Genomic DNA, 13,270 nt, shown 5'->3' on the forward strand with positions numbered 1-13,270 from the left:
TTATGATAACATTTAGTAGCCCTTGTGAGGTGTTATCATGGAAAATGTTAAGAATTATTTAAATTTCTTCATTGAATATTTACAAATTGAGAAAAACTATTCACAATATACAATTGTGAATTATTCCAATGATATTGAGGATTTTTTTTCCTTTATGAAAGAACAAGTGATCCTACATCTGGAAGAAATTACATATAATGATACACGATTATATTTAACCCAGTTACATAAGAGAAAGTATTCTAGAAAAACAATTTCAAGAAAAGTATCTTCATTAAGAAGTTTCTTTAAGTTCCTTGTTCGTGAGGAAAAATTAACTGAAAATCCTTTTACATTGGTTTCTTTACCAAAAAAAGAGCAAAAAATTCCCGAATTTCTTTTTGGAGAAGAAATAGAAAAATTATTTACTGTTTCGGATTGTACCACCCCATTAGGGCAAAGAAATCAGGCACTCATTGAGGTTCTGTATGGAACGGGGATACGTGTTGGTGAGTGTTGCAATATCCGCTTATCAGATCTTGATTTGTTTATTGGAACGGTTCTTGTACATGGAAAAGGCGGAAAACAAAGGTATGTACCATTTGGAAGCTATGCCCAGGATGCGATTGAACGTTTTATGAACGAAGGAAGGAAGCAATTGATTAGTCGGCACAAAGATACTGATCAGCATTCTTATTTATTTGTCAATCATCGCGGCTGTAAGCTAACAGATCGCGGTATAAGACACATATTAAATGAAATGATAAAGAAAGCTTCCTCTACTCTTCATATCCATCCTCATATGTTTCGGCATACCTTTGCCACACATATGCTAAATGAAGGCGCTGATATGAGAAGTGTTCAAGAACTGTTAGGGCATGCGCACTTATCTTCAACACAACTATATACCCATGTTACGAAAGAACATCTAAAAAGAATTTATTTGTCCCATCATCCCCGAGCTTAATGCAGAGATACTTAGGAGGTAGAAACCATGTCTCAATTTCATGCAACAACAATTTTTGCTATTCATCATAACGGTAAGGCCGCAATGGCTGGCGATGGTCAAGTGACATTTGGCAATGCAGTTGTCATGAAGCATACAGCAAAGAAGGTCAGAAAAATCTTTAATGGAAAAGTTATTGCTGGATTTGCTGGTTCTGTAGCTGATGCATTTACTTTATTCGAGCTTTTTGAAGGCAGACTTGAAGAGTATAACGGCAATTTACAGCGAGCAGCTGTAGAGCTGGCGAAAGAATGGCGCAGTGACAAAGTATTAAGAAGGCTTGAAGCAATGCTGATCGTTATGAATGAAGAACATCTTTTGCTTGTATCTGGTACAGGCGAAGTCATTGAACCTGATGATGGTATATTAGCAATCGGTTCAGGCGGAAATTATGCTTTATCTGCTGGCAGAGCGTTGAAGCGTTTTTCAGGAGATAACCTTTCTGCAAGAGAAATCGCTGAGGGTGCCTTAACAATTGCTGGTGAAATTTGTGTGTATACAAATCAAAATATTATTGTTGAAGAGCTTTCATAAGGGAGGGAAAAGGGATGAATAAAGAGCTGACACCAAAACAAATTGTAGAACGTTTAGATCAATATATTATAGGGCAAAAGGATGCTAAGAAGGCGGTTGCTGTTGCTCTTAGAAATCGCTATCGTAGAAGTTTGTTGAGTGAAAAACTGCGTGAAGAGGTTGTCCCTAAAAATATTTTAATGATTGGTCCCACAGGTGTTGGGAAAACTGAGATTGCCAGAAGAATAGCTAAGCTTGCACGCGCGCCATTTATTAAGGTTGAAGCGACAAAATTTACAGAAGTTGGATATGTAGGCAGAGATGTTGAATCAATGGTACGCGATTTAGTTGAAACAGCAGTACGTCTAGTTAAGGAAGAAAAAATGCTAGGTGTCAAAGGATTGGCTGAGGAAAACGCAAATAAGCGTTTAGTTGAGTTGTTAGTACCAGGGAAAAAGAAGCAATCCGCCGCTAAAAATCCGCTGGAAATGCTATTTGGTGGAGCTAGCAGCCAAGTGAATGAGCAGGATGATAACACAGAAGAGTCATCACTTCAAGAAAAACGCCGCCGGATTGCTCATCAGTTAGCGTTAGGTGAATTAGAGGATCACTATGTCACTGTTGAAGTTGAAGAACAGCAGGCATCTATGTTTGATTTACTTCAAGGCTCAGGTATGGAGCAAATGGGAATGAATATGCAGGATGCTTTAGGAAGCTTAATGCCGAAGAAAAAGAAAAGACGTAAGCTTACGGTAAGAGAAGCAAGAAGAGTTTTGACGAATGAGGAAGCAAGTAAATTAATCGATATGGATGAAGTTACACAAGATGCTGTCATTCGCACAGAACAATCAGGAATTATTTTTATTGATGAGATTGATAAAATTGCCGGAAAATCAAAAGGGGGATCAACTGCAGATGTTTCTAGAGAGGGTGTACAACGTGATATTCTTCCAATTGTTGAGGGATCAACCGTTGTAACCAAGTACGGATCTGTTAAAACAGATCATATCTTGTTTATTGCTGCAGGTGCTTTTCATATTGCAAAGCCATCTGATTTAATTCCTGAGCTTCAAGGTCGTTTTCCAATCCGTGTTGAATTAACAAAGCTTAGCGTCGATGATTTTGTAAAAATTTTAGTAGAACCAGATAATGCATTATTAAAACAATATCAAGCATTAATTGAAACAGAAGGTATACAATTAGAATTTTCTGACGATGCTATACGTAAAATAGCTGAAGTTGCGTATGAAGTGAATCAGGATACTGATAATATCGGAGCAAGAAGATTACATACAATTCTTGAACGTTTATTAGAAGATTTAAGCTTCGAAGCCCCAGATATCAATTTAGAAAAAATCGTGATTACACCGCAGTATGTAGAAGATAAGTTGGGTAAAATTTCAAAAAATAAAGATCTAAGTCAATTTATTTTATAGGATCAGAAAGTTTATTTTTAAGAGAATAAAGTGGAAAACAGAGCGGCAGCCTGTTTTCAAATTGAACAATTTAATATGTTACAGGAGGAACCGATTATGGCTCTATTACAAAAAACACGTAAGATTAATGCAATGCTCCAGAGAGCAGCAGGAAAACCAGTTAATTTTAAGGAAATGGCAGAAACACTTAGTGAAGTGATTGAAGCAAATATCTTTGTAGTCAGCCGCAGAGGTAAATTGCTTGGATTTGCAGTTAATCAACAAATCGAAAATGATCGAATGAAAAAAATGTTAGAGGATCGTCAATTTCCAGAAGGCTATACAAACAATCTCTTCAATATTACCGAGACATCTTCGAATATTGATGTTGAAAGTGAATATACAGCTTTTCCGGTAGAAAATCGTGATTTATTTAAAAATGGGTTAACGACGATTGTTCCAATAATCGGCGGAGGAGAACGCCTGGGAACATTAATCCTAGCAAGAGTGCAGGAGCAATTTGAAGACGAGGATTTAATTCTTGCAGAATACGGTGCTACTGTTGTTGGAATGGAAATTCTTCGTGAAAAAGCGGAAGAGATTGAAGAAGAGGCACGTAGTAAAGCCGTTGTACAAATGGCGATAAGTTCTTTATCTTACAGTGAACTAGAAGCAATCGAGCATATCTTTGAAGAATTAAGCGGAAATGAAGGACTGTTAGTTGCAAGTAAAATTGCAGATCGTGTAGGAATTACACGTTCGGTCATCGTTAACGCTCTACGTAAGCTTGAGAGCGCTGGTGTCATTGAGTCACGCTCTTTAGGGATGAAAGGAACTTACATTAAAGTTTTAAATGACAAGTTTTTAATTGAATTGGAAAAATTAAAAACAAATTAACAAAAAGTAAAAAATGCCTACCAAGCTTATTTTGGTAGGTGTTTTTTTGCTGTATATGACATAGGTCTATAGTCCTTATTTTAAAATAAATTCAAAATCCGACTTTTTTTTACATTGGCTTAATAGACTTTAAGACTATTATTTCATACAATAAAAATACAAATTAACATATTTCGACACTATACGATTCGTGGGTGTGTATGTTTTTTAGGGGGATAAGATGAAATTATTTTCAAATACCATAAATTATTTAGAACAAGCATTAAGCCATTCGATGACAAAACAAAAAGTGATTGCAAACAATATAGCAAATGTCGACACCCCAAACTATAAAGCCCAAGATGTTCGTTTTCATCAAACGCTAAACAATGAGCTGCGAAAGCTGCAAAGCTACAAAACGGACGAAAAGCATTTTGAATTTGGTTCTGTCGCATCAGATTATCAAGTTGTGACAAGGGCAAATGCCAGCTACTTACATAATGGGAATAATGTTGATATAGACCAAGAGATGACGGAAATGGCGAAAAATCAAATTCAGTATAATGCCTTAATTGACCGGTTAAGCAGTAAATTTTCGTCATTAAAAACAGTAATAAAAGGTGGAAATTAAGCATGTCGATCTTTCATTCAATTAATACCTCTGCCTCTGCTCTAACAGCACAAAGAGTAAGAATGGACGTTATCTCATCAAATATGGCTAATATGGATACAACTCGAGGAAAGCTTATTGAAGGAGAATGGCAGCCTTACCGTAGGAAAATGGTTGTAACAGAACCAAAAAACAATCAATTCTCTTCCTTTTTGAACAAGGCTATTGGCTCATCACCCAATACGACTGGTGTAAAAGTAACGGGAATTGTCGAAGATGAAACGCCATTTGAATTAATTTATGATCCTGAACATCCTGATGCTGATGAAGAGGGGTATGTATCAATGCCTAATGTTGATCCGTTAAAAGAGATGGTTGATCTCATCAGCAGCACACGCTCATATGAAGCGAATGTGACAGTGTTGAATGCTACAAAAGGAATGTTAATGAAAGCTTTAGAAATTGGGAAGTAGGTAGATATAAATGATCAATAAAGTAAGTCCTTTTCTACTGACACAACCAGCTCAAATACAGGATAAGCCTGCTCTTAGCTCAAGTAATCAAGGAGTTAATAAAACAAGCTTTGCAGAAACATTAAAGCAAGCAATTAATCAAGTCAATCAATCACAAATCGAGTCAGATAAAATGACGGAGGCCCTTGCTGCCGGTAAAAATGTTGAACTTCACGATGTAATGATATCAGCACAAAAAGCGAGTGTTTCAATGGCTCTCGCTATTGAGCTGCGAAATAAAGCGATAGAAGCCTATCAAGAAATGATGAGAATCCAAGTGTAGTAATTGTTCTTACGATTAAGGACGGTTAGCGGTAAATACAAATAGCATATGCCATCATAACCGGGGGACTTTATGGAATGAACGAAAAATTTAAAAATATAAATAATAAGCTTAATGGAATATGGCAAAAAGGAAGTAAACTGCAAAAAACGTTAATCATAAGTGGAACAGTAATATTTTTTGCTGTTACCGGATTATTAACTTACTTTATGTCTAAACCAGATTTAGTACCACTATATTCAAACCTGTCACCTGCTGAGACCGGCCAAATAAAAGAAACGCTAGATTCAAAGGGTGTACAATCAGAAATCACAAATAATGGAGCAACGATACTTGTACCTAAGGAACAAGTTGATACGTTAATGGTAGAACTTGCAGCCGAAGGGATACCAGACACAGGTGTTATTGATTATTCCTTTTTTGGTCAGGATTCAGGCTTTGGTATGACAGATAAAGAGTTTGATGTTATTAAACTTAAAGCGACACAAACAGAGCTTGCTAATTTAATGAAGGGAATTGAAGGTGTAAAAGATGCAAATGTGATGATCAATCTCCCGCAAGAATCTGTTTTTGTCGGTGAAGAGACAGAAGGGTCATCGGCTTCAGTCGTTCTAAATCTAGTGCCAGGTGCCAGTTTAGATCAAGAAAAAGTAAATGCGCTCTTTCATTTAGTTTCAAAGAGCATTCCGAATCTTTCTACTGACAATATCGTCATTATGGATCAAAACTTTAACTATTATGACTTAAATAGTGGTCAAAATGCATCGCAAGGCACGAGCTATGCATCCCAGCAAGAAATTAAGTCGCAAATTGAACAAGATATTCAGCGTGACGTTCAAAAACTGTTAGGAACGATGATGGGGCAAGAAAAGGTTGTTGTCTCTGTCACGACAGATATCGATTTTACCCAAGAAAAACGCCAAGAAAATCTTGTTTCTCCAGTAACCGAGAATAGTGATGAGGGAATTGCAGTAAGTGTTGAAAGAATTACAGAAGCTTATACTGGCAATGGTGCAGTAGCAGCTGGGGGAGTCAATGGCACAGGGAATACGGATATTCCGAACTATGAGGCGACATCGGAAACCTCTGGTGACGGGGAGTATGAACGAATTGAAGAACGCATCAATAATGAGGTTAACCGAATTAATAAGGAAATTATTGAAAGTCCTTATAAAATCCGTGACATCGGAATCCAAGTAATGGTTGAACCGCCTAATCCTGACGATCCTCTTTCATTTACTGCTGAACGTGAGGAAGATATTCAACAAATCCTTTCGACTATTATTCGGACGTCAATCAATGAAGAACCGACAGACACTCCATTAACAGATGAGCAGTTAGCTGAAAAGGTTGTGGTATCTGTTCAATCATTTGATGGGAAACAATCATTCGCTACAACAGAACAACAACAGGCTTTACCGATATGGATCTATATTGTTGCAGGTGTTCTTTTGGTAGCTATTATCATTCTTGTCATCTTATTAATTAGAAAGAAAAAGCTTGATGATATAGAAATAGAAGTGGAAGAAGAATTACCGATACAAGAGCCAATTAAAGTACAAGACATTAATACTGTAGTTGAAACTGAGGGAACAGTACGTAAAAGGCAATTAGAAAAAATGGCGAGAGAAAAGCCGGAAGATTTTGCAAAACTTTTACGCACTTGGATTTCAGAGGAATAGGGGGTTAAGAACATGGCTAGAAAGGAACAAAATCTACTGACAGGCAAGCAAAAGGCTGCCATCCTCTTAATCTCTTTGGGACCTGAAGTTTCTGCATCTGTTTACAAGCATTTGTCAGAAGATGAAATTGAAAAATTGACACTCGAAATCTCTGGAGTGCGTACGGTTGAAGCGAATAAAAAAGAAGAAATCATTGAAGAATTTCATGAAATTGCAATGGCGCAGGATTATATCTCCCAGGGGGGAATAGCCTATGCGAAGCAAATATTGGAAAAGGCATTAGGAAAAGAAAAGGCAACAGGCATCATACAGCGGTTAACATCGTCATTACAAGTAAAGCCATTTGACTTTGCTAGAAAAGCAGACCCGGGACAAATCTTGAATTTTATTCAAAATGAGCATCCACAAACGATTGCACTTGTTTTATCTTACTTAGAGCCTGCACAATCAGGTCAAATCCTATCGGAGCTGCCACAAGAGTTACAAGCGGATGTTGCAAGGAGAATTGCGGTCATGGATCGAACTTCTCCAGAAATCATCAATGAAGTCGAACAAATTTTGGAACGAAAATTATCTTCAACAGTAACACAAGATTACACACAAACCGGCGGGATTGAAGCAGTTGTTGAAGTGCTGAACGGAGTGGATCGCGCAACCGAAAAAACAATTCTTGACGCACTTGAAGTTCAAGATCCTGAGCTGGCGGAGGAAATTAAAAAGAGAATGTTTGTCTTTGAGGACATCGTTACGCTTGATAATCGTGCAATTCAACGTGTAATCAGAGATGTGGAGAATGATGATTTAATGCTATCACTTAAAGTTGCAAGTGAGGAAGTAAGAGAAATTGTCTTTAAAAACATGTCAAAGCGTATGGTCGATACATTTAAGGAAGAAATGGAATTTATGGGGCCAGTCCGCCTTCGTGATGTGGAAGATGCTCAATCTAGAATTGTAGGGGTTATCCGGAGATTAGAAGAAGCTGGTGAGATCGTCATCGCCCGTGGTGGAGGAGATGATATTATTGTCTAGGCTGATAAAATCTCAATACACAAACAAGGATGAAAAACAGACGATAGCAGTCCGAGGTCTCAAGATGCTCCTTCATGAAACATCTAAAGAAATGGATAACCCTAAATCAAAGCTGGAAGCTTCCTATCTTATACAATCTGCTAAAGAAGAGAGAGAACGTTTGATTCAAGCGGCACTTGAAGAAAAAACAGCTATTATGCAGCAAATAGAAGTGGAAAGAGCGGCTTGGGAGCAAGAACGAGAACAGCTTTTTGAACAGGTGAGACATGAGGCTTATGCAGAAGGACTGGAGCTGGGGCGGCAAGAAGCTCTAAGACAGCATCAGGCTTTTATTGAAGAGTCTAAGCGAATTGTGGACTTGGCTCGAAAAGATTACTCTGAAAAAATACAATCTGCAGAAGAAGAGATATTAGCTCTTTCAATCAAACTGGCAGAAAAGGTTATTGCCTCTTCATTAAGTGAAACACCTGAACGCTTTTTGCCGTTAGTAAAACAAGGCTTGAATGAAGTGAAGGAGCATGAACATATTAAAATTCATGTTCACCCTGCTAATTATGAGCTTTTACTCACTCATAAGGATGAACTTGCATTTTTAGCTACTAATAGCCAAGACGTAAGTATTTATGCCAATGAAGAATTAAAAGTAAATGACTGTTTTATTGAGTCTACTTTTGGCCGTATTGATATTAGTATTGATACACAATTAGAGCAATTAAAGAAGCAATTATTGCAACTGCTTAATGAAGGGTGACCTTATGTTGAGAGCGTTAGATTTGATTCATAAAATTGAGTTGCTAGATTCCTATAAACGTTTTGGGAAAGTCAAAAGAGTAGTAGGTTTAATGATTGAATCAAGAGGTCCCGAAAGCTCGATTGGTGACCTTTGTTATATCTATACGGATGTGACGAAAAAGATAAAAATTCCTGCGGAAGTAGTAGGTTTTAAGGACGAAAATGTCCTGCTCATGCCATATCTGCATGTGACAGACCTATCGCCTGGAAGCATAGTTGAAGCGACTGAAGCTCCATTAAAAATAGAGGTAGGAACAGGATTGATTGGGAAAGTAATTGATGCATTTGGTCAGCCCTTGGATGATTCTCATTTACCAAAAGGGCTGGCAAAAGTACCGACAGATCAATCACCGCCAAATCCAATGAAACGACCGCCGATTCATGAAAAAATCGAAGTAGGTGTACGTGTGATTGATAGCCTGTTAACTGTGGGAAAAGGTCAGCGTGTCGGGATTTTCGCAGGAAGTGGGGTTGGTAAAAGTACGTTAATGGGAATGATTGCACGTAATACAAATGCTGATATTAATATCATTGCCTTAATAGGAGAGCGCGGTCGCGAGGTACGGGAATTTATCGATCGTGATTTAGGGCCTGAGGGACTTAAGCGTTCAATCGTCATTGTTGCGACATCAGATCAACCTGCGTTAATGAGACTCAAGGCAGCATATACAGCAACTGCAGTAGCTGAATATTTTCGTGAGAGAGGGTTAAATGTGATGTTTATGATGGATTCAGTTACACGTGTAGCAATGGCACAACGTGAAATTGGCCTAGCTGTTGGCGAACCTCCAACAACAAAGGGGTATACGCCCTCAGTATTTGCAATTCTGCCAAAGCTGCTAGAACGAACTGGAACAAATGAGAGTGGAACGATCACCGCCTTTTATACGGTTTTGGTTGATGGTGATGACTTAAATGAGCCTATCTCAGACACAGTTCGCGGTATACTTGATGGACATATCGTACTAGACCGTGCACTCGCAAATAAGGGGCAGTTTCCTGCAATTAATGTTTTAAAAAGCATAAGTCGTGTTATGAGCCAAATTGTCGACGAAAAACACAGGATTGCAGCAGCAAAATTAAGAGAACTTCTTTCTACATACTTAAATTCTGAAGATTTAATCAATATTGGGGCTTATAAAAAAGGATCCTCAAGGGAAATTGACGAGGCAATCAGATTTTATCCGAAGATTATTTCATACTTAAAGCAAAATGTTGAAGACAAAATGACAATTGAGCAAAGTATTCATTCACTCATACAGTTAATGGAAAAAGGTGATTTTTAATGGCTTTCCAATTCCGATTTCAAAAAATCATGGATATTAAAGAAAGTGAAAAAGAGAGATCATTTGCTGAGTTTAATCAATCGGTACATGACTTTGAGCATGTTGCACATCAACTTTATGATTCTCTTAAACAGAAAGAAGTGCTTGAAGAAAATACACTTTCAAAGCTTAATCAAGGGATGTCTGTACAAGAAATTAGACATTATCAGCAATTTGTTAGCAATTTGGAAAAGTCTATTTCACATTATCAAAAGCTTGTGCAGTTGACGCGAAAGCGAATGAATGAAAAGCAAGTAAAGCTAATGCATCACAATATTGAAGTGAAAAAATACGAAAAACTTAAAGAAAAGCAGCAAGAGAATTATTTTGCAGCAATGAACGAGCTTGAAAACAAGCATATGGATGACCTTTCAATTCAGTCATATTTGTATCGTGGAAATTAGGTGTGAGTAAATGGAAAGTGAAAAGAAAGAATATGGGAAATTTCAATGGTTTTTCTTCGTCATCTTTATACCGTTCATCTTCACAGTTGTATTACTAGGTATTATCTTTTCAGTTGCAGGCTTTGATGTCCTAGGTAAAACCAAAGAAGTTTTAACTGAAGCATCTCTTGTTGAAAACCTGTTTAATAAGAAGGGAGAAGACCAAGTTGTCAACGAAAAAACAGGTAAAGAGCAGGATGAGCAGCAAAAGGAAGAAAGTGAAAAGCTTCAGAACACGCTTGAAGAACAAACGGCGATGATTGATGCCCTTGAGAAAGATGTATCGGTAAAGGAAAAGGAAATACAAAAGTTAAATCAAGAAATAAAATCATTGCAAACGCAAATCGAAAGTCTAAATAGTGCTGAAACAAAAGAAAATACAGTCGATCTTGCAAAGCTATACGAAAACATGTCCAGCAAAAAAGCAGCTGAAATTATCCCAAAACTAAATAATGATGAAGCGTTGTTTATTTTAACTTCACTAGATGACACACAGATAGCGGACATCTTGGCGAAAATGACTGTTGATGATGCGGTTAAGTTTACCAATTTATTAGCTGAAAACAGTGAGTAAGGAGGTGATTAAGTGAAGATCATGCCGATATTACAAATGTTTAATCTAGCTTCTGATGAAACTAAAAATAGTTCTAAATCTAGCGGATTATCATTTCATAAATGTTTAGCTGAAACCATAAACGAAAATCCTAAATCTCACATAAAGAATCAAGATTCATTCATCAATGGCCTGTCTTTTGATGTGATAATAGATGAACTAAATCAGCTTTTATCTGGACTGCCTGAAATAGAACAAGCTATCTTATCTAAGTGCCAGCAAGAAAAACCATCGCTTTCTTTTAATACGCTTATTTCACTTATTGAAAATGAAACAAGCAGGCATTTTAGTGAAGCTGCCTCATATGATGAATGGTTTAATCAAGTAAAAATATCTCCAAAGGCTGTTGGAGTATTAACGATCGTTAAAGCATTTGAAACAATAGAAGCAACAGAAGCAAATGTAGATTTCACCCTATACAAATCGATGCTAAACAATATGTTAGAAAGGGAGTACCCTAGTTATATCAATACACAGCCTCTTTCATCTTCAAACCTGAATCAGGCAATCGAACAGATGGATTTGCAAGATAAAGTTTTAATAGAAGGGCAAATAGTGCTAAAAAACTGGGTAACTAGTGATGAAACGGGCAGATTACATAAAAGTGAAAAATTAATTGTAATAAATAATAAATTGGCTGAAATGAAAAGAATGCCAATAGTAGATGCCGAAATGAAAAAAGAGATATTACATGAAATTTTGTCATCAACAACTAATCTAGAGAGTAAAAATAGTCTTCAACATATTATAGGTAACGCAGATTTATCATTAATTAAAACAATATTTCATAATACGGTTAACAGTCTATTTACAGAAAACACTCTTTACAGCCAATTAGATAGTTACGTTAATAAAACTCAAAGTATGTCCGTTGTCGGAGAAATTTTTTTAAAAAATTCCATATCTAATGATCGACAGGATCCGTTGTTTAATAAGCCAATACAATTCGAAAAAAAAGAGAGATTCCTATATTCAATTAATAAGGAGCAAACTGAACAATCAGAAGCATTAAAAAAAATTGAAGAAACCATCTATTTATTACAATCAGAACTTAATCAACTTCCTGAAGTGTCCAAAAATAGCTCTAATTTTATAATTGAAGTTGTCAATTTAATAAATCAATACATCGGTAATAATCATGATCAGGGCATTGATAACAATGCTAGTATAAAAAACATTCAATCAGATTTATTTAATAGGTTTCCAGGAAAAACACAATCCATCCTCTCACTATTAAACATGAAAGATATGAATAGAAGTCCATACTTTATGAATATAACGGAACCTCACTATGAATTTAACGCGAATGAGTTGACACAAAAAATGGACCCATTCATGAAACGAGTAGAGATGTTAATGAAAGAAATGGATATCCCCTCAACACAAGGAGACTTAAATGATTTAGTAAAGAAAGTAGAAAGTGCGATAAAGGTTCTCCAGTTCGAATATCAGCAGTTAGAACAAAAAGGCTTTATTCCTAAGGATATTCATATTTTTAATGAAAGCTTAAAAACAAAGCTAACAAAAGACCATGAGCAATCAATCGTTAAGAATGAAAGTTCTGTAGTTAAAGAATATAAACCTTTCATCGGCAAAACAATAAATGGCCGAGCAGATCAGCTGCTACCAGCATTAAAGCTGCCAATTCAAGCGAATGAAGCTGAGCAAACAGGCCAACTCAAAGCAGAAACATTTACGATCCAACTAGATATGGTGCTTGATAAATTAGACATCTCTCCAAGCGGAAAGGAAACAGATAGGTCAACACGCCGGGAGTTTACAAAACAATTGGTTAATGCGTTTAAAACGAGTAAATTTGCTCAACTGCCAAATGGTGCAAATCGTTTATTGATCAAATTGAATCCAGAGCATCTTGGATCATTGACAGTCAGATTACTTCAAAGAAAAGGTGAGATGATAGCACGAATTATTACATCAACCGAATCAGCAAGAGACCTTCTAGACCATAGCTTGAATCAGCTAAAGCAGGCACTTCCGACAGTGCAAATTGAGATTGAAAGGTTTGAGCTATTCACAGAGCAAAATGTTAGACCATCTAAAGAACATAATTCTGACCAAAAACAAGAGAAGGAATATGCTGAGCAAAAACGTGATGAGGAAGACAAAGAGCATGAGAAGAGCTTTATTGAATCATTAAAAGAAGTTTTAAATGCAACTGTGTAGGGAGGAAA

General features: G+C 36.7%; 14 protein-coding genes. All 14 read left to right on the plus strand.

What is annotated here, in order from left to right; genetic code table 11:
- Positions 1–37 precede the first annotated feature (37 nt).
- The 14 genes from xerC to ACSVDH_RS11455 all read left to right on the plus strand — a co-directional run bounded on the left by xerC (position 38) and on the right by ACSVDH_RS11455 (position 13,262).
- Positions 38–946, plus strand: a complete 909-nt coding sequence (xerC, locus tag ACSVDH_RS11390; protein ID WP_439249469.1) for a tyrosine recombinase XerC — start codon at positions 38–40, stop codon at positions 944–946.
- A 27-nt stretch (positions 947–973) separates the two neighbouring features.
- Positions 974–1,519 (plus strand): ATP-dependent protease subunit HslV, encoded by a 546-nt coding sequence (gene hslV, locus ACSVDH_RS11395; RefSeq protein ID WP_439249470.1) that lies wholly within the window; start codon positions 974–976, stop codon positions 1,517–1,519.
- Between the two features lie 14 nt (positions 1,520–1,533).
- Positions 1,534–2,934 carry an ATP-dependent protease ATPase subunit HslU gene (gene hslU, locus ACSVDH_RS11400; RefSeq protein WP_439249471.1) on the plus strand — a complete coding sequence of 467 codons (1,401 nt, stop codon included), beginning with the start codon at positions 1,534–1,536 and terminating at the stop codon, positions 2,932–2,934.
- Positions 2,935–3,030: 96 nt separating this feature from the next.
- Positions 3,031–3,810, plus strand: coding sequence for a GTP-sensing pleiotropic transcriptional regulator CodY (codY, locus tag ACSVDH_RS11405; protein ID WP_299090063.1), 780 nt, complete (start codon positions 3,031–3,033; stop codon positions 3,808–3,810).
- A 220-nt stretch (positions 3,811–4,030) separates the two neighbouring features.
- Positions 4,031–4,420, plus strand: a complete 390-nt coding sequence (flgB, locus tag ACSVDH_RS11410; RefSeq protein ID WP_299090065.1) for a flagellar basal body rod protein FlgB — start codon at positions 4,031–4,033, stop codon at positions 4,418–4,420.
- Positions 4,421–4,422: 2 nt separating this feature from the next.
- Entirely contained in the window at positions 4,423–4,872 is a 450-nt protein-coding gene (gene flgC, locus ACSVDH_RS11415) for a flagellar basal body rod protein FlgC (protein WP_439249472.1), read from the plus strand.
- Between the two features lie 10 nt (positions 4,873–4,882).
- On the plus strand, positions 4,883–5,194 hold the full coding sequence (gene fliE, locus ACSVDH_RS11420; RefSeq protein WP_439249473.1) for a flagellar hook-basal body complex protein FliE: 312 nt from the start codon (positions 4,883–4,885) through the stop codon (positions 5,192–5,194).
- Positions 5,195–5,271: 77 nt separating this feature from the next.
- The gene (gene fliF / locus ACSVDH_RS11425) at positions 5,272–6,876 is read left to right on the plus strand and encodes a flagellar basal-body MS-ring/collar protein FliF (protein WP_439249474.1); all 1,605 of its coding nucleotides are present in this window, start codon (positions 5,272–5,274) and stop codon (positions 6,874–6,876) included.
- Positions 6,877–6,888: 12 nt separating this feature from the next.
- On the plus strand, positions 6,889–7,905 hold the full coding sequence (gene fliG / locus ACSVDH_RS11430) for a flagellar motor switch protein FliG (RefSeq protein ID WP_439249475.1): 1,017 nt from the start codon (positions 6,889–6,891) through the stop codon (positions 7,903–7,905).
- The gene (gene fliH, locus ACSVDH_RS11435; RefSeq protein ID WP_439249476.1) at positions 7,898–8,656 is read left to right on the plus strand and encodes a flagellar assembly protein FliH; all 759 of its coding nucleotides are present in this window, start codon (positions 7,898–7,900) and stop codon (positions 8,654–8,656) included. The genes fliG and fliH overlap by 8 nt, the downstream gene beginning before the upstream one ends.
- A gap of 4 nt (positions 8,657–8,660) precedes the next feature.
- A complete protein-coding gene (fliI, locus tag ACSVDH_RS11440; protein WP_439249477.1) occupies positions 8,661–9,983 on the plus strand; it encodes a flagellar protein export ATPase FliI in 1,323 nt (440 codons plus the stop codon).
- Positions 9,983–10,426 (plus strand): flagellar export protein FliJ, encoded by a 444-nt coding sequence (gene fliJ / locus ACSVDH_RS11445; RefSeq protein WP_439249478.1) that lies wholly within the window; start codon positions 9,983–9,985, stop codon positions 10,424–10,426. Before fliI ends, fliJ begins: the two co-directional genes overlap by 1 nt.
- A gap of 10 nt (positions 10,427–10,436) precedes the next feature.
- Positions 10,437–11,039, plus strand: a complete 603-nt coding sequence (locus ACSVDH_RS11450; protein WP_439249479.1) for a MotE family protein — start codon at positions 10,437–10,439, stop codon at positions 11,037–11,039.
- 21 nt (positions 11,040–11,060) lie between these two features.
- Positions 11,061–13,262, plus strand: a complete 2,202-nt coding sequence (locus ACSVDH_RS11455; protein WP_439249798.1) for a flagellar hook-length control protein FliK — start codon at positions 11,061–11,063, stop codon at positions 13,260–13,262.
- The last annotated feature ends 8 nt before the right edge of the window (positions 13,263–13,270 follow it).

Source organism: Metabacillus sp. Hm71, from assembly GCF_051842955.2.
Lineage (GTDB): Bacteria > Bacillota > Bacilli > Bacillales > Bacillaceae > Metabacillus.

Bases quoted from the DNA above. Each gene is read 5' to 3' on its own strand.
- xerC (WP_439249469.1), top strand. From the start codon at position 38: ATGGAAAATGTTAAGAATTATTTAAATTTCTTCATTGAATATTTACAA.
- hslV (WP_439249470.1), top strand. From the start codon at position 974: ATGTCTCAATTTCATGCAACAACAATTTTTGCTATTCATCATAACGGT.
- hslU (WP_439249471.1), top strand. From the start codon at position 1,534: ATGAATAAAGAGCTGACACCAAAACAAATTGTAGAACGTTTAGATCAA.
- codY (WP_299090063.1), top strand. From the start codon at position 3,031: ATGGCTCTATTACAAAAAACACGTAAGATTAATGCAATGCTCCAGAGA.
- flgB (WP_299090065.1), top strand. From the start codon at position 4,031: ATGAAATTATTTTCAAATACCATAAATTATTTAGAACAAGCATTAAGC.
- flgC (WP_439249472.1), top strand. From the start codon at position 4,423: ATGTCGATCTTTCATTCAATTAATACCTCTGCCTCTGCTCTAACAGCA.
- fliE (WP_439249473.1), top strand. From the start codon at position 4,883: ATGATCAATAAAGTAAGTCCTTTTCTACTGACACAACCAGCTCAAATA.
- fliF (WP_439249474.1), top strand. From the start codon at position 5,272: ATGAACGAAAAATTTAAAAATATAAATAATAAGCTTAATGGAATATGG.
- fliG (WP_439249475.1), top strand. From the start codon at position 6,889: ATGGCTAGAAAGGAACAAAATCTACTGACAGGCAAGCAAAAGGCTGCC.
- fliI (WP_439249477.1), top strand. From the start codon at position 8,661: ATGTTGAGAGCGTTAGATTTGATTCATAAAATTGAGTTGCTAGATTCC.
- fliJ (WP_439249478.1), top strand. From the start codon at position 9,983: ATGGCTTTCCAATTCCGATTTCAAAAAATCATGGATATTAAAGAAAGT.
- ACSVDH_RS11450 (WP_439249479.1), top strand. From the start codon at position 10,437: ATGGAAAGTGAAAAGAAAGAATATGGGAAATTTCAATGGTTTTTCTTC.
- ACSVDH_RS11455 (WP_439249798.1), top strand. From the start codon at position 11,061: ATGCCGATATTACAAATGTTTAATCTAGCTTCTGATGAAACTAAAAAT.